This window comes from Halodesulfovibrio aestuarii DSM 17919 = ATCC 29578, from assembly GCF_000384815.1.
GTDB classification, from domain to species: Bacteria; Desulfobacterota; Desulfovibrionia; order Desulfovibrionales; family Desulfovibrionaceae; genus Halodesulfovibrio; species Halodesulfovibrio aestuarii.
Window position 1 is genome coordinate 104,916 of the sequence record NZ_ARQF01000015.1, and the last position, 20,692, is coordinate 125,607.

Annotated in this window: 18 protein-coding genes and 3 rRNA genes; 11 read left to right on the forward strand and 10 right to left on the reverse strand. The window is 45.2% G+C overall.

All coding sequences use genetic code 11. The features are described from left to right. Positions 1 to 430: 430 nt before the first annotated feature. Positions 431 to 685 carry a hypothetical protein gene (locus F461_RS0101365; RefSeq protein ID WP_019999370.1) on the reverse strand — a complete coding sequence of 85 codons (255 nt, stop codon included), beginning with the start codon at positions 683 to 685 and terminating at the stop codon, positions 431 to 433. Positions 686 to 1,503: 818 nt separating this feature from the next. On the opposite strand from F461_RS0101365, the gene F461_RS0101370 reads away from it, so the two are divergent. The 4 genes from F461_RS0101370 to F461_RS18395 all read left to right on the forward strand — a co-directional run bounded on the left by F461_RS0101370 (position 1,504) and on the right by F461_RS18395 (position 5,821). Beyond that, positions 1,504 to 1,851, forward strand: coding sequence for a DVU0772 family protein (locus tag F461_RS0101370; protein WP_019999371.1), 348 nt, complete (start codon positions 1,504 to 1,506; stop codon positions 1,849 to 1,851). A gap of 274 nt (positions 1,852 to 2,125) precedes the next feature. Beyond that, complete coding sequence (locus F461_RS16755; RefSeq protein ID WP_019999372.1) at positions 2,126 to 3,322, forward strand: aminotransferase class I/II-fold pyridoxal phosphate-dependent enzyme; 1,197 nt, start codon at positions 2,126 to 2,128, stop codon at positions 3,320 to 3,322. Continuing rightward, positions 3,309 to 4,598: a homoserine dehydrogenase gene (locus F461_RS0101385; RefSeq protein ID WP_019999373.1), complete on the forward strand. Its 1,290-nt coding sequence runs from the start codon at positions 3,309 to 3,311 to the stop codon at positions 4,596 to 4,598. Before F461_RS16755 ends, F461_RS0101385 begins: the two co-directional genes overlap by 14 nt. Continuing rightward, entirely contained in the window at positions 4,598 to 5,821 is a 1,224-nt protein-coding gene (locus F461_RS18395; protein ID WP_019999374.1) for a BPG-independent phosphoglycerate mutase family protein, read from the forward strand. Before F461_RS0101385 ends, F461_RS18395 begins: the two co-directional genes overlap by 1 nt. Here F461_RS18395 and F461_RS16765 read toward each other — a convergent pair. The 6 genes from F461_RS16765 to F461_RS0101420 all read right to left on the reverse strand — a co-directional run bounded on the left by F461_RS16765 (position 5,801) and on the right by F461_RS0101420 (position 12,771). Then, positions 5,801 to 7,342 (reverse strand): response regulator, encoded by a 1,542-nt coding sequence (locus tag F461_RS16765; RefSeq protein WP_019999375.1) that lies wholly within the window; start codon positions 7,340 to 7,342, stop codon positions 5,801 to 5,803. The two genes, F461_RS18395 and F461_RS16765, sit on opposite strands and share 21 nt — an antisense overlap. Before the next feature lie 246 nt (positions 7,343 to 7,588). Beyond that, complete coding sequence (recD2, locus tag F461_RS0101400) at positions 7,589 to 9,790, reverse strand: SF1B family DNA helicase RecD2 (protein WP_019999376.1); 2,202 nt, start codon at positions 9,788 to 9,790, stop codon at positions 7,589 to 7,591. A gap of 24 nt (positions 9,791 to 9,814) precedes the next feature. After that, complete coding sequence (gene aroC / locus F461_RS0101405; protein WP_019999377.1) at positions 9,815 to 10,915, reverse strand: chorismate synthase; 1,101 nt, start codon at positions 10,913 to 10,915, stop codon at positions 9,815 to 9,817. A 102-nt stretch (positions 10,916 to 11,017) separates the two neighbouring features. Continuing rightward, positions 11,018 to 11,440, reverse strand: coding sequence for a universal stress protein (locus F461_RS0101410; RefSeq protein WP_019999378.1), 423 nt, complete (start codon positions 11,438 to 11,440; stop codon positions 11,018 to 11,020). Between the two features lie 56 nt (positions 11,441 to 11,496). Beyond that, positions 11,497 to 12,030 carry a shikimate kinase AroL gene (gene aroL, locus F461_RS0101415; protein ID WP_019999379.1) on the reverse strand — a complete coding sequence of 178 codons (534 nt, stop codon included), beginning with the start codon at positions 12,028 to 12,030 and terminating at the stop codon, positions 11,497 to 11,499. A gap of 6 nt (positions 12,031 to 12,036) precedes the next feature. Beyond that, entirely contained in the window at positions 12,037 to 12,771 is a 735-nt protein-coding gene (locus tag F461_RS0101420; protein WP_019999380.1) for a hypothetical protein, read from the reverse strand. A gap of 197 nt (positions 12,772 to 12,968) precedes the next feature. Between F461_RS0101420 and mltA the strand changes: the two genes are divergently transcribed. From mltA to F461_RS0101455, 7 genes are all read left to right on the forward strand, one after another. Continuing rightward, positions 12,969 to 14,198, forward strand: a complete 1,230-nt coding sequence (gene mltA, locus F461_RS0101425; RefSeq protein ID WP_019999381.1) for a murein transglycosylase A — start codon at positions 12,969 to 12,971, stop codon at positions 14,196 to 14,198. A gap of 246 nt (positions 14,199 to 14,444) precedes the next feature. Next, positions 14,445 to 15,872: a Na+/H+ antiporter NhaC gene (gene nhaC, locus F461_RS0101430; protein WP_019999382.1), complete on the forward strand. Its 1,428-nt coding sequence runs from the start codon at positions 14,445 to 14,447 to the stop codon at positions 15,870 to 15,872. A 17-nt stretch (positions 15,873 to 15,889) separates the two neighbouring features. Further along, the gene (locus F461_RS0101435; protein ID WP_019999383.1) at positions 15,890 to 17,452 is read left to right on the forward strand and encodes a sulfatase; all 1,563 of its coding nucleotides are present in this window, start codon (positions 15,890 to 15,892) and stop codon (positions 17,450 to 17,452) included. Between the two features lie 52 nt (positions 17,453 to 17,504). Further along, positions 17,505 to 18,182 carry a Crp/Fnr family transcriptional regulator gene (locus F461_RS0101440; RefSeq protein ID WP_019999384.1) on the forward strand — a complete coding sequence of 226 codons (678 nt, stop codon included), beginning with the start codon at positions 17,505 to 17,507 and terminating at the stop codon, positions 18,180 to 18,182. A gap of 18 nt (positions 18,183 to 18,200) precedes the next feature. Continuing rightward, the gene (locus tag F461_RS0101445; RefSeq protein ID WP_019999385.1) at positions 18,201 to 18,515 is read left to right on the forward strand and encodes a thioredoxin family protein; all 315 of its coding nucleotides are present in this window, start codon (positions 18,201 to 18,203) and stop codon (positions 18,513 to 18,515) included. Between the two features lie 20 nt (positions 18,516 to 18,535). Continuing rightward, positions 18,536 to 19,453: an NAD(P)/FAD-dependent oxidoreductase gene (locus F461_RS0101450; protein ID WP_019999386.1), complete on the forward strand. Its 918-nt coding sequence runs from the start codon at positions 18,536 to 18,538 to the stop codon at positions 19,451 to 19,453. A 3-nt stretch (positions 19,454 to 19,456) separates the two neighbouring features. Beyond that, positions 19,457 to 19,729, forward strand: a complete 273-nt coding sequence (locus F461_RS0101455) for a hypothetical protein (protein ID WP_019999387.1) — start codon at positions 19,457 to 19,459, stop codon at positions 19,727 to 19,729. A 455-nt stretch (positions 19,730 to 20,184) separates the two neighbouring features. On the opposite strand, the gene rrf (F461_RS0101460) is transcribed toward F461_RS0101455, so the two are convergent. The 3 genes from rrf (F461_RS0101460) to F461_RS0101470 all read right to left on the reverse strand — a co-directional run. Beyond that, positions 20,185 to 20,299 (reverse strand): 5S ribosomal RNA (gene rrf / locus F461_RS0101460). 69 nt (positions 20,300 to 20,368) lie between these two features. Further along, positions 20,369 to 20,483: ribosomal RNA gene (rrf, locus tag F461_RS0101465) — 5S ribosomal RNA — on the reverse strand. Positions 20,484 to 20,602: 119 nt separating this feature from the next. After that, positions 20,603 to 20,692 (reverse strand): 23S ribosomal RNA (locus F461_RS0101470); the annotation flags it as partial.

Sequence of the window (20,692 nt, forward strand, 5' to 3'; positions counted from 1 at the left end):
GAGTTGATGCCACTTGAGAACCCTAAGGAATCAAGGACATCAGAGACAACACAATTTCCTTCAACAAAGGAAGAGACTTGCCGTATAAGTTGCCACAACAAGTAAAGACAACCTACACAGCCTGTTTTTTTACGTCTACAAATCAGAAAAATATGTGTTATCTTTCTTTCTTTCTTGACAACACAGAAATAACCATAAAACGAAAATATCATGTATATTCAGCTAATTAATTACAAAAGATACCTTTTCAGAAAGAAATTTCTGTTGCGACGATTCACAACCAGCAGAAGAAATTGGTTGAACCAATACGGCCTTTTATTCAACAAATTCATGACGAAACCTGACGCAACAGCAATAAAAAGCCCGCCGCTGCGGGGGCAGCGGCGGGCACCAATCATGCTACAAAATCACATAGACAACGAGAAGATTTCTAGCCCAAAGCCTTCTCTGCGATCATCCGGAAATGCTTAAGTCCTACAGAGTCACTCTTAAATTCACAGCTTGGGCAAACATGACATTCATCCCCATATCGACGATAAATGGCGGCAACTTTGCCCTTGGAAATGTTCTTTCCCCCATCGGTAAAAATGTTACCAGTCTGGGTGAATTTAACGCCTAAACTCTCGGCAGTATCGAAAAAGTGATCTGCGTACTGTTCAGGTTTTGCGAATTTCACTGGTCTCATGACAACCTCCGTTTGACTCTACAGGATTCAGCAATCAGCATGATGGCCACCTCTCACGGTGGGAGCGTACTCATTGCCTCAACCTAACGATATGCTTCGACCCACAAAGCAACATCAATAGAGATAGAGGACTTCTCCAGCGACGCTATAAACACATAAAACAAATACTAGGTCAAGCAATTAAAACTGTTTGACCATTCAGTTTGTACTGATGTGTAAATCTCCATCATGTAACCAATACCACACCAAAACCGATATTAAGGTACTGGATATCTCCATTCTATTATGGACAGTTCCAAAATAAATCTTGTTTAGGTCTATGCAGGCATTTAGAGACGAAAACGAACGGGTCAGCAAAATGAAAAAGAGAAATGCTGCATCTAGATCCGGTTGATGCATCCTTCTGCTAAAACGAAGGGTAGCACCACAGGGGTCATGGAATATTCCCCTGCTATACGGATTATACGTAGTTTCTATTTAACGTAGCAAAATCTAAAAGTGCATTATTTTATCAGTAAGTGCGATTCGCGCATATCCCCTATATTAAAGCACTCCCAGATTGTTATCCACACCTCCCTCCCCTCTTTTTTAATCTCATTTTAAAGAACATATCCACCTGATACAAAAGCACAGCGAATATCAAAAAAAAATCCCTTAATTATCCTTGACAGTTTATTAGTAATAGTTATTATTAGTTCAACACAACGAAAAAGACGTTCCTACCTTCACAGGCAACATGTGGTGGGAAGAGTGTGGCAGTTCTTCCCGCCACTTATAGAGAACTGGAAAATACAGTATTTGATTATATTGGAGGAAAAATGAGCAACCTTTCAAAATTCAGCGACTTACAGATTGACTGGAACATGAGCCCCGAACATGCAGTAACTATGTATCTGGAGTGGGGGAACAATGACTGGCATGCTGAGTACCCTCCAGTCCGTTCCAAAGCAGATTACTCAACATATTTTGTAGTAGACACATGGGGTGAACAGCCCGTTGTTCGACTAGTCCGTCGAAACTCAGAAGAAGCAATTGATCTTATCGAAGTTCCATTACCACCACGAGTCGCGAATGCATTCCTGGCCGAATACGGTGATCTGAAAGGACTATTTGAACCTACACCCGCAATTAAAAAATGGCTTAAAGAAGAACTTTACGAAAAATAACTCAAACTCCTTACCACGTATTCATTACATGTGAATACTGATGGTAATTCCTAGGACCGTTAGCATCATCGGGGCTGCTATCGGTCCTTTTTTTTGTTTTTCTCTTTTTGACAAAAAAATGTTTGATAATTTATTCATTTTCTATCCACCTTTCTGATGTAAAAATCACAAAAAAAACCAACAACAGCTAAAGACACTGCAACTACTAGCTTTACAGGCGCAGCCCCTATATGTAATCTAGAGAAAATGAAACCTTCTAGAGGAAGTATGCGCTATGAATGAATTCCCAAGAATCGACAGATTACCACCATATGTATTCGCAGTTGTTAATGATTTAAAAATGGAACTGCGACATCAGAACATCGACGTTATTGACATGGGCATGGGAAATCCCGATCTTCCTACCCCTGATCATATTGTGAATAAGCTCACAGAGGCGGCGCACAAAGGTGTTAACCATCGATACTCAGCTTCCAAGGGCATTCCGAACTTGCGTAAAGCTATTTGTGACTGGTATCAAAGAAAATATAATGTCTACCTTGATCCGGAAACAGAAGCTATTGCTACCATGGGAGCTAAGGAAGGTCTTGCACATCTCGCACTTGCCATGCTCTCTCCGGGTGATGTAGTTTTTGCTCCAGACCCGACCTACCCTATCCACACATATGCCGCTATTATTGCAGGAGCAGATGTCCGTAGGATTCCGATAGGAAAGGGGCGTGATTTTTTTGAGGACTTGACAACCGCCACGCAACAAACGTGGCCGCAACCGAAAGTGCTTATGCTTAGTTATCCGCACAATCCGACAACTGAGCTGGCAACTCCTGAATTTTTTCAAAAAGTCGTAAACTGGGCTAAAAAGTATAATGTGTATGTTATTCATGACATGGCATACGCAGATCTTACTTTTGACGATTACGTTCCTCCGAGCTTCCTTCAGGCTGAAGGTGCTAAGGACGTTGGCGTAGAATTCTACTCCATGTCAAAAAGCTATTCTATGGCTGGCTGGAGAGTTGGCTTTTGCGCTGGCAACAAAAAGCTTGTTCACGCACTTACTAGAATCAAGTCTTATCTTGATTATGGAATATTCCAACCAATTCAAATTGCTGCGACGGTTGCATTAAATGGTCCTGATGATTGCGTGCAGGAAATAGTCGAAGTATACCAGAAACGCCGTGACGCATTAATCTTAGGCCTTGAACGTGCCGGATGGGATGTACCTTCTCCAAAGGCAACCATGTTTGTATGGGCAAAGATTCCTGAACAGTTTAAGCAACTAGGTTCAGTTGAATTTGCGAAAAAGCTGCTGCTTGAAGCAAAAGTTGCGGTTTCACCGGGACTTGGTTTTGGACACTTCGGAGACGATTATGTTCGCTTCTCACTTATTGAAAATGAGCACCGCATTAATCAGGCATGTCGTGGAATAAAAAAATTTTTCCAGAAAGAAGGATGTATTTGTGCCAAGGAATAAACCCCTCGTTTTAGCCATTGCCGGTTTCGGTACTGTTGGCAGTGGTCTTCTAAAAGTTATTAAAGAGAACCGTGATTCTATCATCGCACGCACTGGTAGAGAAGTTGTTGTAAAATCTGTTCTTGTACGCGACGTATCCAAGCCTCGTGCTGCAGATCTTCCAGAAGGCACAGTACTTACAGACAATCCGGACATCCTTGTTAACGATCCGGAAGTTGATGTTCTTGTTGAGCTTATCGGGGGTATTACCGCTGCGAAAACGCTCATCACTGCTGCCATTAAGGCCGGTAAACACATCGTAACGGCAAACAAGGCACTGCTTGCTGAAGACGGTCACGATCTCTTTGCTCTTGCTGAAGAACACAACGTACATCTTACATACGAAGCAAGTGTCTGCGGCGCCATCCCGATTCTGGATAGCTTAAAGCAAAACCTTGCAGGAAATCAGATACTGAGTCTTATAGGTATTCTTAACGGCACAGCAAACTACATTCTGTCCGAAATGACTACTAAGAAACTCGATTTTGACACCGCGCTCAAGGCAGCTCAGGAGCTCGGCTTTGCTGAAGCAGATCCGACTCTGGACATTGAAGGCTTTGATGCCGCACATAAGCTGTGCCTGCTCACCCGCCTTGCTTTTGGTGTTGAATATCCGTTTACCGAACTTCCTGTTGTGGGTATTTCTAAAATTCACCCTCAGGATATCGAGTTTGCACGAGAATTCGGCTACCGTGTGAAGCTGCTCGGCCATGTCCGTAAAGTTGATGGAAAAATCGAAGCTGGCGTATTCCCAATGCTGGTTCACCACACTCTGCTTATTGCCCGTGTGGGTGGCGCATACAACGCAGTTCGGCTTGAAGGTAACGCATGCGGCCCTATATTCATGCATGGTCAGGGTGCTGGAGATCTTGCGACCGCAAGCGCGGTAATTGGTGATATCCTCACCATTGCCCGCGGTGCACATCCCAACAACACCGGCTACGTAAAACAGGTTCCTCCACTTGCTGATATTCTTGCTCCGGAAGATGCGACGTCCCAGTACTACTTCCGTGTAATGGTGCAGGACGTGCCGGGTGTACTGCGTGATCTCGCTGGCACCCTTGCCGAGCAGAATATCTCCATTGCTCAGGCTATCCAGAAAGATGGCACTGAAACCACGGCTTCTGTTGTATTCCTTACACATGAAGCACGTGCAGAAGCTGTTCAGAAGGCAGTAAATGGAATGAAAGAAAAAGGGCTTGTTCTTGAAGAACCTGTGTTCTACCGGATTCTGTAATGCAAAAAATTATAGTCTGCATAGCTGACGGCGCAGCAGACGATCCCTCTCTGTGTCCCGATGGTACACCTTTGGAACGCGCTGAGACCCCAGTTCTAGACTCTATGACCCGCCACAGTGTGGCGGGTCTTTGCTATACTATTCCAGATGGCTTCAGTCCGGATTCTGATGTAGGAAACATGTCTCTATTCGGCTATGCCCCTGTTCTGCACCACAAGGGACGCGCTCCCATTGAAGCCGCAGCGCTCGGGGTTACAACATCTAAGGACGACCTTATCTGGCGCGTTACTTTTTGCCGCACAGAAAACGGCGTTATTACCACACCGTGTGCTTCGTCCATTACCCAAGAAGAAGGAGAAACGCTGATACAAGCACTCAGCCATGCTTGCGGTGGCACATCCTGTACCTTTATTGCAAACAGAACCTATCACCACTTGCTGATTCAAAAAAACGGTCTTCAGACCCTTGAGGAGCATCACCGCAGGCGCACCCAAAAGGGATTGCCTTCTTTTGTCACCTCCGGCCCCCATATGCTGCAACATATGCCACTGGATACCATTCTGAGCCAGTATCCGGCATCATTACAAAGCATCATGCTGAACGCTTCAACAATACTTGCAGAGCGAACTTCCAAAGCTAATTGCCTATGGTTATGGGGACAAGGCAGCCCCTATACTCTACCCGCCTTTCCCACACTGTACAAAACAAACAGCTGTATTGTTTCCGGCATTCCGCTTCTACACGGCCTCGGGCATATGGCTGAGATGCAGGTTATCACACACCCGTCCTTCACCGGACATCCGGATACGAACCTTACAGCAAAGGCATATGCCGCACTTGCATTCCTTCAAGAACCTGAAAACAGTATTGCTTTCATCCATATTGAAGCGCCGGATCACTGCGGCCACCTTGGCGATTCAGCAGGAAAGAAAAACGCCATTGAACGAATAGACAAAGAGCTTTTGCCGATTCTTCTACATGAAATGCCGGAGGCATGTATCGTTGTTACTACAGACCACCTTACGCCTGCTGCCACAAAATCTCACGCTTATGGAGCAGTACCGTTTATCGCCTACCACCCGAAGCTAGCGCAGCAAACAGCCGTACGAAGATTTACAGAAGCTGAATGTAAAAAAGGAATGCGCCTTACAAAAGACACACTCCTCATTGATACGCTTCTTAAACGCATTCACGAATGCAAACTACCCCGCGCAGTTCGGTAGCAAGCATAAACTTGAATCAGAAAATGCCAGTTCAAACTCTGTGCCCCTATCGGATGTAATAACAAGCTTAGCGGACAACTGCTCTACTAACGCATGAACAACCTGCATTCCTAGCGAGTTAGACTCCCGAACATCAAAAGAGGAAGGAAAGCCGATGCCGTCATCAACAACTTTTAAGACAATCGCGCCATCCCGCAATCCAGCGTAAAGATACAATCGACCGCTTTCTCTACCGACAAACGCATGTTTATACACGTTGGAAATAAGTTCATTTAAAATAAGACCGCATGGTACCGCCGTGTCCACTGACAAATGAATGCGCTCCAAATCCACGGTCAATTCAACCGGAACAGTTGCGGAAAAAGCCTGTTCAATCCGTCGCGCCAACTGTTCCACATAATAACTGAAATCAATACAGGAAAGATCATCTGTACGATACAGTTCCTCATGCACCAGCGTCATAGACTGGATGCGTCGTTGCGAGTCCAAAAAACGCTCCCTGTCTTCTAAATTAGAAATTCGTTGCGCTTGAAGGCTCAACAGACTGGAGACAAGCTGCAAATTATTTTTTACACGATGGTGCACTTCCTTGAACAAGATATCCTTCTCTCGCAGTGAGGCACACAAGGCATCATGTGCATATTTACGTTCCGTTATGTCTTCGGCAACCCCCACCTGTCGGTATATTGTACCATTAAGATCGAATACAGGAAAAATACGAAAACTAATCCACTTCATTTTTTTCTCAGCACCCACTATAAATCGGTACTCAAAACTATCCGGAACGGGATTGTTATCAAACTGCAACGCTTTCTTTCTGGCATCTTCCCGATCATCAGGGTGAACTAAATCCAATAATAACCATGAGTTTAATGCAAGCTGGTCAGGCGTTAAGCCAAACATCTCTGTTGCTGCCGGGCTGACATACGTAAATTCCTTTGTCAGCGCATTGCGTACGAAAAATGCTTCCCGTACGGTCTCCACAAGCTGCCTGAAACGAGCTTCACTTTCTTTCAAAGCAGCCGCGTACTCCTGCCGTTCCTTTGCTTCTCTTCTCAACAGAGCATTTGCTCTTTCCAATTCTTCTGTACGACTCCGTACAAGCTCCTTTAAATGCTCACCTTCCAATGCGGTCTCTTTCAACCGCTGTGCTCTGGCAAGCCCCCTACGTATCGCATCAACAAGGATATCCATATTTTTAAGAGGCTTACGTAGATAGTCCCATGCTCCACGCTTCAGCGCATCAATAACCTCGCGGACTTCATCCGTTCCAGACACGACAATTATCGGCAACGTTGGATTAACTCCTGCCAACTTGGAAAGCACTTCCCCTCCGGAAATGTCCGGAAGCCGCCAGTCAAGCAACACAACATCGATACTTCTATCCTGAATCAGGGATAGTCCCTGCAATCCGCTTTCTGCCTGTATTACATTATATCCTTCATCCGTCAGATATGCCGCAATGGTTTCCCGCACTACTGGGTCATCCTCCATTGTCAGCACGTTGGTTGAAACAGTCACGCTATACTCCCGCTAGTTTTGGCGTCCCACCAGACGACAAGCGTCCCCGTACTGTTCATCTTTTTCCATATACGCCTGCCGTACCATACTCGTAAATTTAGCGCGCTGTAAAAATTTCAAATTTCATTATAAAAAAAATCTCTCTGATCATTTTTATGATCAGAGAGATTTATATTCTCAATATCGCGCCTTCTATAAACAGGAATTCTGACTATTACATTACTGCAACATACCCCATAGATAGAACTACTGTAAAAACTCACTCAAGCGTTGGGCAAGATACGTGAAACGCTTTTGCATTTTATTATTCTTAATCGCCATTGTCAGCGCTTTTGGTGCGCCTACAAGAATAACAAGTTTTTTCCCGCGCGTTACCCCTGTATATATAAGGTTACGCTGCAGCAATACATAGTGCTGAGTCAGCACAGGAATAACAACAGCCTGATATTCTGACCCCTGAGATTTATGAATTGAAATTGCATAGGCAGGAACCAGTTCATCAAGTTCATTAAAGTCGTAGATAACGTTCTTCTCATCATCAAACCGGACTGTAAGCTTTTTGTCTTCAGTGTTCACAACGCAAATACGCCCGATATCACCGTTAAATACGTCTTTATCGTAGTTGTTCCGTAGCTGCATGACCTTATCATCAAGACGGTATTCACGATCACCACGTTTCAGACATAATGGCTGCGGGTTCAAAGCTTCCTGCAACAGATGGTTCAAATTGCCGGAACCGGCTGAGCCTTTATGCATTGGTGTCAACACCTGAATCTGGTCAATGGGATCAAAATGGAACCGGCGCGGAATATGGTTCTTCACCAGATCCACAATCATAGCAGCGCAACGCTCGGGGTCATCCTGCCGGATGAAATAAAAATCAGACAATCGCTCTTTTGAAGACTCAAGAAACGGTACTTCACCTGCATTAATCTTATGCGCATTGGTAATAATGTCTGATTCCTGCGCCTGACGGAAAACTTCATGCAACTCTACAACATCCACGACACCAGATGAAATGACATCTTTAAGCACGTTGCCCGGGCCGACAGACGGCAACTGATGCACGTCCCCGACAAAGATCACGGTTGCACCGAGAGGAATTGCTTTGAGTAGATGGAACATTAACATAGTGTCCATCATAGAAGATTCATCAATAACAATAAGACTGCATGCAAGCGGATTATTCTCGTTACGCTGAAACCCGTCTTCGCGCGGTGAATACTCCAGCAGGCGATGGATGGTTTTTGCCTCCACGCCAATTGTTTCAAACATACGCTTTGCAGCGCGGCCTGTTGGAGCACACAGCAGAATTTTGGCTTTAAGCTTTTTATACGCCTGCACAATCGCCTTGGTAATGGTTGTTTTACCAGTACCCGGCCCGCCTGTAAGCACCATCATTTTAGTTCGTACAGCAGTGTGTACGGCTTCAAGCTGCTCTTCTGCCAGATCAATCCCAAGATTTTTAACAACCTCTTCAACAATTTCATTAGGATTTTTGATCAGCACTGTTTTGGGCGAACCAATAATCTTTTTAATGTATGTTGAAATACCGGATTCGTATGCGTGAAATCGACTACGATAGACAGCAACCTGCCCGTTTGAGAGCTCTTCAACAATGACACGCTCTTCACGCTCAAGAGTATCTATTGCGCCCTCAACAAGGTCAGCCCGAATGTTCAGCGTATCGGATGTCTTTGTTACCAGCGCATCAAACGGAAAGTACACATGCCCTTCGTCTGATGTTTTGGTAAGCATATACAATGTTCCAGCCTCGGCACGAAGCGGGGAATCCACATCAAAACCAATTTTCTGGGCAATAGTATCTGCCGTAACAAAACCAATTCCGTTAATGTCCATAGCAAGACGATATGGATTTTCCTGAACAACACTCAGTGCATGCTTTCCGTAGAACTTATAAATACGCACTGCATACGCAGTGGAAACACCATGCGGCTGCAGAAACATAATAAGGTCACGGATACCACGGTGCTCTGACCATGCTTCCTGAATACCTTTCGCAGTACGCTTACCAATGCCTTTTACCGCAGCAAGTCGCTCCGGTTCATTATCCAAAATTGCAAAAGTATCTTCACCAAAGGCTTCAACAATACGTTCAGCAGTCTTAGGCCCAACACCCTTGATAAGGCCGGATGCAAGATAATGACGGATGCCTACAAGACCAGCTGGAAGGCTGGTTTCATACGTAAGCATTTTAAACTGCCGTCCGAACTTGGCATTATCCACCCACTCGCCGGTAAGTTTTAAAGAACTCCCTACTTGCGGGTCTGCCATGTTCCCCACAACAGTATAGTTATCACCCGCTGTGGTTTTAAACCTGAGTACAGAATAGCCATTCTCTTCATTATGAAAGACTATACGTTCCAACATGCCGTCCAGACTGGCAGCATTCTGGGCATTAGTATTAGTAGGTAAGGTAGATTGCATGTAGCTCATGTACTGACAGTTATATTATTCGTCAAACCCGCGAGGCTCTACAACGCCTGAAACAGGCGAGAAAAATTGTTTACTTTGCTGTAACAATAAATCGGCAAGAACAAGCGCGACCATCGATTTCAACACAGGTACAACGCGAGGAATTGCGCAGATATCATGGCGCCCCTTAATCTGCATGGTGCAAGGCTCACCACTGCGGGTTACCGTATGCTGTTCTTTTGCGATGGAAGGAATCGGCTTAATTGCAGCGCGGGCAATGACAGGCATGCCGTTAGAAATTCCACCAAGGCTCCCGCCACAGTTGTTTGAAGTGAACCCTTCAGCGTTCATGCCGTCGTTATTTTCACTCCCCAACATGCGCGCAGCTTCAAACCCCTGTCCAATTTCCACGCCTTTTACGGCTCCCACACTCATTAAAGCATGGGCAAGCAAGGCATCGAGTTTGTCGAACACGGGTTCACCAAGCCCAGCGGGCACACCGACAGCTTCAATCTGCACAATACCGCCAAGAGTATCACCATTTTTTTTCACTGCTGCTACACGCTCATTCCATGCATCAACAATAGAGTCATCCGCTGCAAAATATGGACGCCTCTGTGCTCCGGATGCTTCAATTACAGGAGCAGGAATGCCACCAAGTTCGACCGTATAGGCATTCACGCTAATGCCTTGAGTCGCAAGTAACTGCATTGCAACAGCACCGCCAGCTACACGGCTTACTGTTTCGCGTCCGGATGAGCGTCCGCCACCGCGGTAATCACGAAAACCATACTTCTGATCAAATCCGAAATCAGCATGCCCGGGGCGCCATTTTTCTATTATATCCCCATAATCACGGGAGCGCTGGTCTGTATTTTCTATAATAAACCCGATTGGTGTTCCGGTTGTTTTACCTTCAAACACGCCGGAAAGAATACGCACGGCATCTGCTTCTTTACGTGCAGTAGCAGCAATACCGCCCTGACCGGGTTTTCGTAAATCCAGTTCACGCTGAATATCTGCCTCAGTTAATGCAATACCGGATGGGCAACCCTCAATTGTGCCGCCCAAAGCCGCACCGTGTGATTCGCCAAATGTGCTTAAGCGAAACAGTGTGCCGAACGTATTACCGCTCATATCAGGCTCCTTACTAAAAATCGTCATTGGTTGCCGTTCAAACAAAAGAAAGGGAATCTTTCATTATGAAAAATTCCCCTTTAGATACCGAAAAATTATTTCTTAACGAACAACAGTTACAGGACACTCTGCAAGTTGCAGTACTCTATGCGTTGTGCTGCCAAGGAACAAGCCTTTAATGTCAGAATAGCCACGAGAACCCATAATGATCATGTCACAGCCCTCACCCTTTACTACCTGTATGATAGTTTCTTCCGGTGAGCCACCCAAAACCATGGGAGTATATGGCACATGTGCCTTATCAAGCATCTCTTTATACGGTTCTAACAACTCTTTTGCATAGGTATCAAGATCATTAATTGCCCGTTCATATAACTCTTTACTCAACAAAGACGTAACGTCCAGACGACAGGTAAGCAATATAACAGAAGCGCCGACCATCGGGGCGAACTCTGTAGCATATTCAACTGCTTTTCGTGAAAAGTCTGAGCCATCAACCGGAACTAGAATCTTTTCGATCTTCATATAGCTCTCCTCGCATCATGTTAAGAAGATATTTGTACTGAATATAGAGCATCTTCCTATGAAATTGGTTTAGTTTCAAGTAGTTCCATGATGTTATCAACAATCTCTTCAACAGATCGGGTTCCATCAACCGTTATATGGGCAGATTCAACATATAAATGCAACCGTGCAGCAAGTACTTCATTAATTTCATCAACAAGAGATTTCCCTGTCAACGAGGGGCGCTGAGCGTCCAGAGGGTCTGCACTCAGGCGTCGTGCAAGCTCAGAAGGCGGCACATCAATAAAAATAACTACCCCGTGCTCTCGCATAACTACACGGTTCTTTTCTCTCAATACAATACCACCACCTGTAGCAATAACCTGAGGCTTATTTTCTGTGGCCGCAATAAGCGCAGCAGACTCACAGTCTCTGAAAGCATCCCAGCCCTCGGCCTCGACAATTTCAGTAACACTTCTACCCTGCATTTCACTTAACAAGGCATCAGTGTCTGTAAAACCGCAACTAAGGCGCTTAGCTAATTCGTTTCCCACAGAGGTTTTACCGCAGCCACGCGAACCGGTTAGGTATATCCGTCTTGCACATTTCACTGGAGCTTACCTGCTATATGTTATGTGTTTAGCAATAGCGTGTTTCAACAACTCTACACCATTTCCATCCACAGAGTTGTAGGCAAGAGGCAAAGTTGTCCATCCGCCCGCAGCCAGAGGAATTTCAAATGACGTTGCGATGTGCAGTAACACACGATTATACGCATCATGCACTTTATCTTGGGACTTGAGGGTATATTTTATGCTTGAAGGATTCATTCTGCACAGGAGTCTAAACTTTTTAGAGACCCAAGTCCGGCACACCATAGGGCGCGCCTTATAACAAGTGCATTCATCATTTAAAAGAAAAGGACATGGCGCAGTCAGTTTTTTTGTAAGCGCACCCAGCTCATCCCACTTATCTTCCTGCAATGCCTTCCATAAAACAGGTTGTTGTGGCGCAAAATTATTCTGCCATGCCGGAAAACCATTTGCAAAGGCCGTTGCTACATCCTCATTGTCCATACAGTAAATACAGGCAACAGCTTCGAAAATATCCATAAAAATTGGCTGGGAACAACAATAGCTGCAGCCCTTCGCACAGGTTTGTGCATGGTGCGGCAGTTCACGTTCCACACAATCATCTACAAATTTCCAAAAACCACGCATAAGTGCGGCAATACAACCCGTAGCTTCTTCCGGAGTCTCAAACTGTAATTCAGGCAGTGTTTCCGACTCATTAAACAGAGAAGAAAATGTTTCTTTACGAATAGCTCGTTCTTGTTTTGTCTCTGAAACCAAAATGTATCCTTATCCGTTATATCAAAAAAAAATATCACACATAGTTATCTTACAACAAAGCCATACTATGACCATTACTGTCAATAATCAGAGCCGTTACATCACATTTTCGATAAAAATGAGCTTATGGTTCGGGCTTTGAACTCAAAATATTCCATGTTACAGAATCTAACCACACACTGTACTGGAGGACAAAATTGACTGTCAGACATATTTCTCGAATTTTAACTGCACTACTTATTATCAGTACTGTTTTTTTTGCAGGGTGCAGCCAGTCTCCCCCCCCAACGGAACCAAGTGAACCGACCACAGAGCAGCCTGAAGGTGCTCGGTTTATAAAGCTTAATGAATCAGAAGCCCGTACTGTGAGTCAAACTCTCACAATTAGCAAACAGGGAATACGCTCCTGGGTAGATTTTGCACCATCGCTTGAGTATTCCGCCCGATACGTGGCTCAAAAACCGCAATGCAAACTGGCACTTGATCGATACGGGTTAAAGGTAACATGGGAAACTCTCGCCAAGTCGATTAAACGCATGCAGGTACTCTTGCCGCAGCTTGATGCCCATCCTGAACTGCTGGCAAAGTTTTTTACATTTTACAGGCTCGATGCAGACCCGCAATTTACCGGATATTATGAGCCGGCCTTACAGGCTAGCCTGAGCAGAAAAAAGGGGTACACCTGTCCACTTTACGCTAAGCCTTCCGACCTTCAGGTGCTGAATCTCGGAGATATCCATCCCCGTTGGAAAGGCCAGCGCGCACTCTACCGCATTGAATCCGGTAAAGCCGTGCCGTACTATGACAGAAAAGCCATTGACATTAATGGTGTTTTAAAATCACGCAACCTTGAAATTGCATGGGCAAAAGATCCGCTGGATATTTTCTTTCTACAAATCCAAGGCTCCGGAAGACTCCTTCTGGACGATGGCTCAACAAAACATATCTTGTATTCCGGAAAAAACGGGCGACCATATGTGTCTCTGGGGCGTGTCATGCTTAACAGAGGCTTATTGCCCAAAGACGGTATTTCCATGCAGTCTATCCGCAAGTACTTTGATGAACATCCGAAAGATGCATACAAGCTACTGGCCACAAACCCAAGCTATGTGTTTTTCAAACTAGCTGATAGTGGCCCGTACGGAGCAATGGGGCAACCGCTCACCCCGCGCGTGTCACTGGCAACAGACCCGTCATTTATTCCACTGGGAAGCGTTTTCCTTTTTGATGTTCCACTACCGGAAAAAGACGAACAAGGTGCATTCCAGTATGGCGAAAACATTAAAGGGCTGGGACTGGCACAAGATACTGGTGGAGCTATCAAAAAGCATCACTTAGATTTCTTTAGCGGCTACGGTGAAGAGGCGACTTGGATTGCAGGTCACATGAACACAAACGGCGCAGTATGGCTGCTGTTACCGAAATAGTATTATCCAGTTAATACAAAAAAGGAGAGCTGATGCTCTCCTTTTTTTGTAGTTATTGTTGTCTTTGCAACAGACTCACGAAGCTGTTTATTGCAGGGTTGTTCCTCGTAAAAGTACGCAATGGTACCGACATGTGCGTTTACGATGAAAAAGGAGGAGAAACGAAGTGAGATTGGGAGTACCGCTTCTGATTATTCCAAAGTTGGTAAAGCGCATTACCAATACTCCCTGCATCAAGGAGTCACTATGAACTCTGAAAGAAGAAAGCCATCATTACTATGGGCTCTTCTGACTTTTACTCTTCCCGTTGCCGTCATTCTGTACGGAACTGTAATTCTTGGCGTACGCCCTCCGGTTTTACCACTGTTGGTTGCCGTAGTTCTTGCCGGAATTATGTCTCTGCGGATTGGCTATTCGTGGGAAGAATTACAGGAAGGTATGTTGTCTGCTGTTGGAAGGATTCAGCTGGCAGTTGCCATTTTAATGATTGTCGGGATGATTATTCCTGCTTGGATGGCGTCCGGCACTATTCCCGCAATTATCTATTGGGGATTAAAATTTATCACTCCTGAGCATTTCCTTGTTTCCACATTTGTTCTCTGCTCAGTGGCCTCACTTGCCACAGGAACATCGTTCGGAACCATGGGAACCATCGGTGTAGCCTTGCTGGGAGTGGGCGGAGCCATGCAATTTGATCCGGCATGGACCGTCGGAGCCATTGTTTCCGGTGCGTACTTCGGGGATAAAATGTCTCCGGTGTCCGACTCCACCAACATTACAGCAACAGTCTGTGATGTTCCTTTGTTCACTCATATTTCTTCCATGCTCTGGACAACCGTTCCGGCAGCAATCATTACCCTTGCCGGTTACTGGTTACTCGGTTCTATGCATACCGGAGACACCGGCAGTGTTGCAAACATCAATGTAATTCTCAGCAACCTTGAAGCTTCCTTCAATTTATCGCCTGTCGCATTTATTCCACCTGTATTAATGATTATTCTAGCCTATAAGCGCCTTCCCGTGCTGCCTGTTATGATCATTTGCCTCGTGAGTGCGCTTGTAATCGCCTTCTTTGAAGGTTCCACCATGGCTGAGCTCGCAGGGCAAATGACACGGGGATACAAGGCAGCTACTGCTTCGCCGGAACTGAACAAACTCCTTTCCCGTGGCGGTCTTATGAGCATCATGGTCACAATTCTTTTACTGACAAGCGGCATGGCCTTCGGTGGCATTCTTGAAAAAGCACGAGTTCTTGAAGTACTGCTTGATGCAATGCTCCGTGGTGCCAAGTCTGCCACAAGTCTGGTAGGGGCAACTCTTGTTGCTGCGTACATTATCCTTTTAGGCACAGGAAGTCAGATTCTGGCTGTCGTTGTTCCGGGACGCGCTTTCAGTGAGTCTTATAAAAATGCAGACATTGCCCCGCAGGTACTCTCCCGCACATGTGAAGATGCGGGCACTCTTGGTTGTCCTCTAATCCCTTGGAGTGTGCATGCATTCTATATTTTAGGTGTTCTTGGCGTAAGTGCGGTCGATTTTATGCCTTACGCATTCTTTAACTTCACCATACCACTCATTTCCATGGGATGTGCTGTCACCGGATTTGGGATTTTTAATACAAAAGGTGAGTCAGTTCGCGCCGTCGAGCTGAGTAAAGAAAGCAGCCCTGCTTAATTGTTGAAGGATATCTTATGCCCCAAAAAAATATAAAAAACGTTTTATTTATCATGCTCGACACGTTGCAGTTCAATTATCTTGGCTGCTACGGAAACAATGAAGTCAAAACACCTAATCTCGATAAATTCGCAGAAAAAGGATTTCTCTTCGAAAATGCATACAGTGAAGGACTACCGACAATACCTGTACGCAGAGCATTAATGACAGGACGTTTCACATTGCCATACAGCGGCTGGCGTCCTCTCACTACAGAGGACACCACCGTTACCGACATACTCTGGTGCCGTGAAGTCCAGACCGCACTGATTTACGACACACCTCCGATGCGTCTGCCTAAATATGGATACTCTCGTGGGTTTGACTATGTTCGTTTCTGCAACGGACATGAGTTAGACCATGAAACATTCAGCCATGTTCATCTTGATGAAAAATTCAAAGGCGAAGATTTCCTTTCCCCTGAATGGCTCAAAAAAAATGAAAACGGCGAATACGATGAATCCAGTAAATCATTAATACGCGAAACAGAATGCTATCTACGTCAACGCCAGAACTGGCAGTCTGATGCTGATAACTATGCTTCTGTCGTTATTTCCGAGGCGGATAACTGGATTAAAGAAAAACGCGATCCGAACCGCCCGTTCTTCTTATGGCTTGATTCCTTTGATCCACATGAACCTTGGGATCCACCTTCCGTATGGGAAGAAAGGCCATGCCCCTATAATCCGGATTACAAAGGAAACCCACTTCTCATTGCACCTTGGACAGAAGTTGAAGGGGTGATGACAGAAGAAGAATGCGAGCATATCCGTGCACTGTACGCTGAAAAAGTAACGTTGGTGGACAAATGGCTCGGTAAGTTATTTGATTCGTTGAAAGCCCAAGGACTGTGGGAGAAAACCATGATTGTGGTTACTTCCGATCACGGTCAACCGATGGGGAATGGAGAGCACGGCCACGGACTCATGCGAAAATGCCGCCCATGGCCATATGAAGAACTTGTACACGTGCCTCTGCTCGCGCATGTACCGGGTCTGGAAGGCGGAAAACGCATCGAGAGTTTTGTACAAAACGTCGACATTACAGCCACGATTCTTGACGCTCTCGGTATCAATGATTCCAATGCATTGGAAGAAACAGGACACGAGGGAATCAACACCTTTGATGCAGATGAACTCCAAGGTATCAGCTTACTTCCAGTTATGCGCGGCGAAACTGAAAAGGTTCGTGACTTTGCTATTGCCGGATACTACGGTATGTCGTGGTCTATAATCACCCATGATTATAGCTATATCCACTGGTTGCAGAAGGAAATTGACACAGATTCCATGAACGCAATCTTTTATGATGGTTCCGGTTCAGGCGGTAATGCCGGCGAACAGTCTGCAAAGCTTGAAGTCAAAGAGGAAATGTGGACATGTGTACCGGGTGCAGAAGTTTCTGTACCACAGTCCGATGAACTCTTCGACAGACGCACTGACCAGTTCCAGCTGAAAAACATCATTGATAACAAGCCGGAGAAAGCCAAGGAGTTGTTGCAACAACTCAAGCTGTACATTGGTGAACTCCGCACCACATAAATCATAGATAACGAGAACCAAGCCGGCTCTCATGTATTGAGAAGGACGAATCATGATAGCACATGATGTTGATGAATTCTGGCGAGTCCACGTTGATAGCCATGCCTGGGAACAGGTGCTACACCTCGGAAGAAAAAAAGAATTCAAGCACGGTGAAGTGATCATCAATGCAGGAGAGCTGGTTCAGGAACTCTGCTACTTACAATCAGGCACAGTAAGAATGAAGCGCACCTCATGGGACGGTGCGGAAAAGATTATCATGCACATAGAACAGAACTCGCTCTTCAGCGAGACTCCGTTCTTTATTAAAAGACCGATACGAAGTTATTTTTCCTGTTATCAAGATGCAACGGTGTACTTCTTTTCCCGGGAAAATGTAGAAGCAATGCTCTCACAGTATCCGGAAATTGCAAGAGACATCATCCGAACGCTTTCTGAAAAACTGAGTGTGCTAAGTAACCAGTCTGCCTCACTTGGCCTTGATTCTCTCGACCAACGGATAATTAAATTTATCCTGCTCCGCTATAACTCAACTCCGTTGCACGCAAATGAAATAATTTCCCTCGGCTCATTACGAATGAAAGATATAGCGAGCATACTTGGAGCACATAGAGCGACACTCTATAAGTCACTCAAGGAACTTGAGAAGGCAGAGCTAATAAAAATGCTGCCTAAAAACAAAGTGCAGATTCTTAATATTGAGGGATTATCTGCCCTTGCGTATGAATAATTTTTTTGGAGACATAACATGAGTGGTATCACCCCTATTCCAACCGAACATATTGATAATTTCTTTGCATCCCTTTCAGACGCTATTTTATTTTTCCACAAGGAACTATGCCCACATTGCAAAAATATGGAAAAAGTTTTGGACAAATTTTCTGCAAAAACACCATCCGTAGAAATTTTCAGCATTGATGGCGAAGCGTATCCTGAACTATTGTCTAAGCTTTCCTTTGAACGCGTTCCAACATTAGCTTTTGTCCGCAACGGTACTGTTGTCAAAGTTAAAACGGGACTCATGAACCCGCGTGAACTTAAAGCCCTTTACTCTTCTCTGTAAGCTGTCACTTTGGAAAAAATATGAGCACAACATATGATGTGATTATTCTGGGTGGCGGCGTTGCAGGTATGACTTCTGCCATCTATGCGGCACGTGCGAACTTGCGCGTTCTTATTCTAGACGAAAATGCATGTGGTGGTCTCGTCAACTGGACAAAAGTTATTGAAAACATGCCTTCATACACCAGCATTGGTGGCATGGAACTAGTTGAAAGAATACAAGAGCAAGTGGAAGCGTTAGGTGTAGATATCGAAGAAGCTGCCTGCATTGATTCAATTGATCTAACAGGTGAAGAAAAGATCATTGAAGCTGACGACACAATCTACAAAGCAAAAGCGGTTATTCTGGCAACAGGTCGCAAGCCTATTCCTCTTGAGGTCGCCGGAGAGTGCGAAAACGTGCATTTCTGCGCTATCTGCGATGGTGCTGCGTACAAAGGAAAGAAAGTTCTCGTAGTGGGTGGTGGAAACAGCGGCTTCGATGAAAGCATCGCCCTTCTTGATCAAGGTATTGAAGAACTTCTGCTTGTAGAAAAAATGAATCGGTTTTTCGCTGCACAAAGCACACAGGACGAGCTAACGTCCCACGCTAATGCCACAATCCTGCATTCCACTGAAGTTACGGCTGTTTCCTGTGATGAAAAACTTGAGTCAGTAACATTACGAAATGTAGCAACCAATGAGACTATAGAATACCCATGTGATGGTATCTTTGTCTTTATGGGGCAACAGCCAGGTACAGCGATATTCCAGGAACAACTCTCACTGGATTCGGACGGATATATTGAGACTGACGAACTCATGGCGACATCACTAGCAGGGGTGTTTGCTGCCGGAGATGTTCGTCCGAAAAAATATCGCCAAATAACCACTGCCATGGCAGACGGAACTGTCGCCGCACTTGAAGCTGAACGCTACATCCGCAGCCTTGCCGGATAGAATATGACGACACTCCAGATTACAATTCTGGATCCCGACACGAATCAGGCAGAACGAGCCGCTCGACAACTTAAAAATTCTCTAAAAAATGAAGGACTGTCAGGTTGCGTCCAAACAGTTACCTGCTACTTAGAAATCGCCCGTCGGGGTCTGTGCGGCAAAACTCCTGTTATTGCTGTGAACGACAAAAACTTCCAATGCAATAACTTGAGCACAAAATTGCTCGCCCAGTTCGCTCATTGGTTATCTGAAAAAATAAATAACTGGGAATCGTGAAACCAAGCCCTGTACTAAGCTAGCTCCACAATCATCTGGAGTACTACCCCAAGTTAGCTTTTCTGAATAATAAAAAGGCGCTTTTAAGTAAGCGCCTTTTTCAATATTTATCACTATAATTCACTGTCCTAACGGAAACATACCGAAAACTGCTTCCAGCCGCACTTAGGGGCACTTCTATTCTATATAACAGTTCACCAACAGGATTTCAAACAGCTAGGACTCACGATCACGCTTCCCGAAAGAAGTATCTCCCCTCCCACAATCGAATTTAGCCCCCCTCCTTTCCATAGCTCTAATTAACTGTCTGTATACTGCCGAGGATCACCCTACGCGTCTTAAAGACGCTCGTTAGCATCGTCACGATTCTTTCTTCTGAAAGTACGTTATCGCTATCAGCAGCTTTTGAACAAAAAAAAGACCGCATTTCAAATGAAATGCGGTCTAGAAATAAATCTTGGCAGCGACCTACTTTCCCACAGGCTCCCCTGCAGTATCATCGGCGATGGTTGGCTTAACTTCCGAGTTCGGAATGGGATCGGGTGTACCCCAACCTCCATGGCCACCAAGAAAACTTGTAGCTTGCTTTATAAATACGGAAAGAAGTAAATCACATCGTACTCATAAGCAGTAAATAAAATCTAGCAACGACCTACTTTCCCACAGGCTCCCCTGCAGTATCATCGGCGATGGTTGGCTTAACTTCCGAGTTCGGAATGGGATCGGGTGTACCCCAACCTCCGTGGTCACTAGAAAAAAATTCGGGTTAGTCAGAAATTCGGAAAGGCTAACAATATATACCTTGTTGCTCACATCGAAGGACAAACCCTAAAATATTAATCTAATAGGGAGGAAAAGAATGATTTAGTGTAGAAAAATAAGGCTCACGGACTATTAGTACTGGTTAGCTGAAGGCATCGCTGCCATTACACACCCAGCCTATCAACCTGGTGGTCTACCAGG

Excerpts from the sequence above, each read along its gene's own strand:
- F461_RS16755 (WP_019999372.1), top strand. The coding sequence starts at position 2,126 with ATGAATGAATTCCCAAGAATCGACAGATTACCACCATATGTATTCGCA.
- F461_RS0101410 (WP_019999378.1), bottom strand. The coding sequence starts at position 11,440 with ATGAAGATCGAAAAGATTCTAGTTCCGGTTGATGGCTCAGACTTTTCA.
- aroC (WP_019999377.1), bottom strand. The coding sequence starts at position 10,915 with ATGAGCGGTAATACGTTCGGCACACTGTTTCGCTTAAGCACATTTGGC.
- F461_RS18395 (WP_019999374.1), top strand. The coding sequence starts at position 4,598 with ATGCAAAAAATTATAGTCTGCATAGCTGACGGCGCAGCAGACGATCCC.
- F461_RS0101365 (WP_019999370.1), bottom strand. The coding sequence starts at position 685 with ATGAGACCAGTGAAATTCGCAAAACCTGAACAGTACGCAGATCACTTT.
- F461_RS0101440 (WP_019999384.1), top strand. The coding sequence starts at position 17,505 with ATGATAGCACATGATGTTGATGAATTCTGGCGAGTCCACGTTGATAGC.
- F461_RS0101455 (WP_019999387.1), top strand. The coding sequence starts at position 19,457 with ATGACGACACTCCAGATTACAATTCTGGATCCCGACACGAATCAGGCA.
- F461_RS0101435 (WP_019999383.1), top strand. The coding sequence starts at position 15,890 with ATGCCCCAAAAAAATATAAAAAACGTTTTATTTATCATGCTCGACACG.
- recD2 (WP_019999376.1), bottom strand. The coding sequence starts at position 9,790 with ATGCAATCTACCTTACCTACTAATACTAATGCCCAGAATGCTGCCAGT.
- F461_RS0101450 (WP_019999386.1), top strand. The coding sequence starts at position 18,536 with ATGAGCACAACATATGATGTGATTATTCTGGGTGGCGGCGTTGCAGGT.
- nhaC (WP_019999382.1), top strand. The coding sequence starts at position 14,445 with ATGAACTCTGAAAGAAGAAAGCCATCATTACTATGGGCTCTTCTGACT.
- F461_RS0101445 (WP_019999385.1), top strand. The coding sequence starts at position 18,201 with ATGAGTGGTATCACCCCTATTCCAACCGAACATATTGATAATTTCTTT.
- F461_RS0101370 (WP_019999371.1), top strand. The coding sequence starts at position 1,504 with ATGAGCAACCTTTCAAAATTCAGCGACTTACAGATTGACTGGAACATG.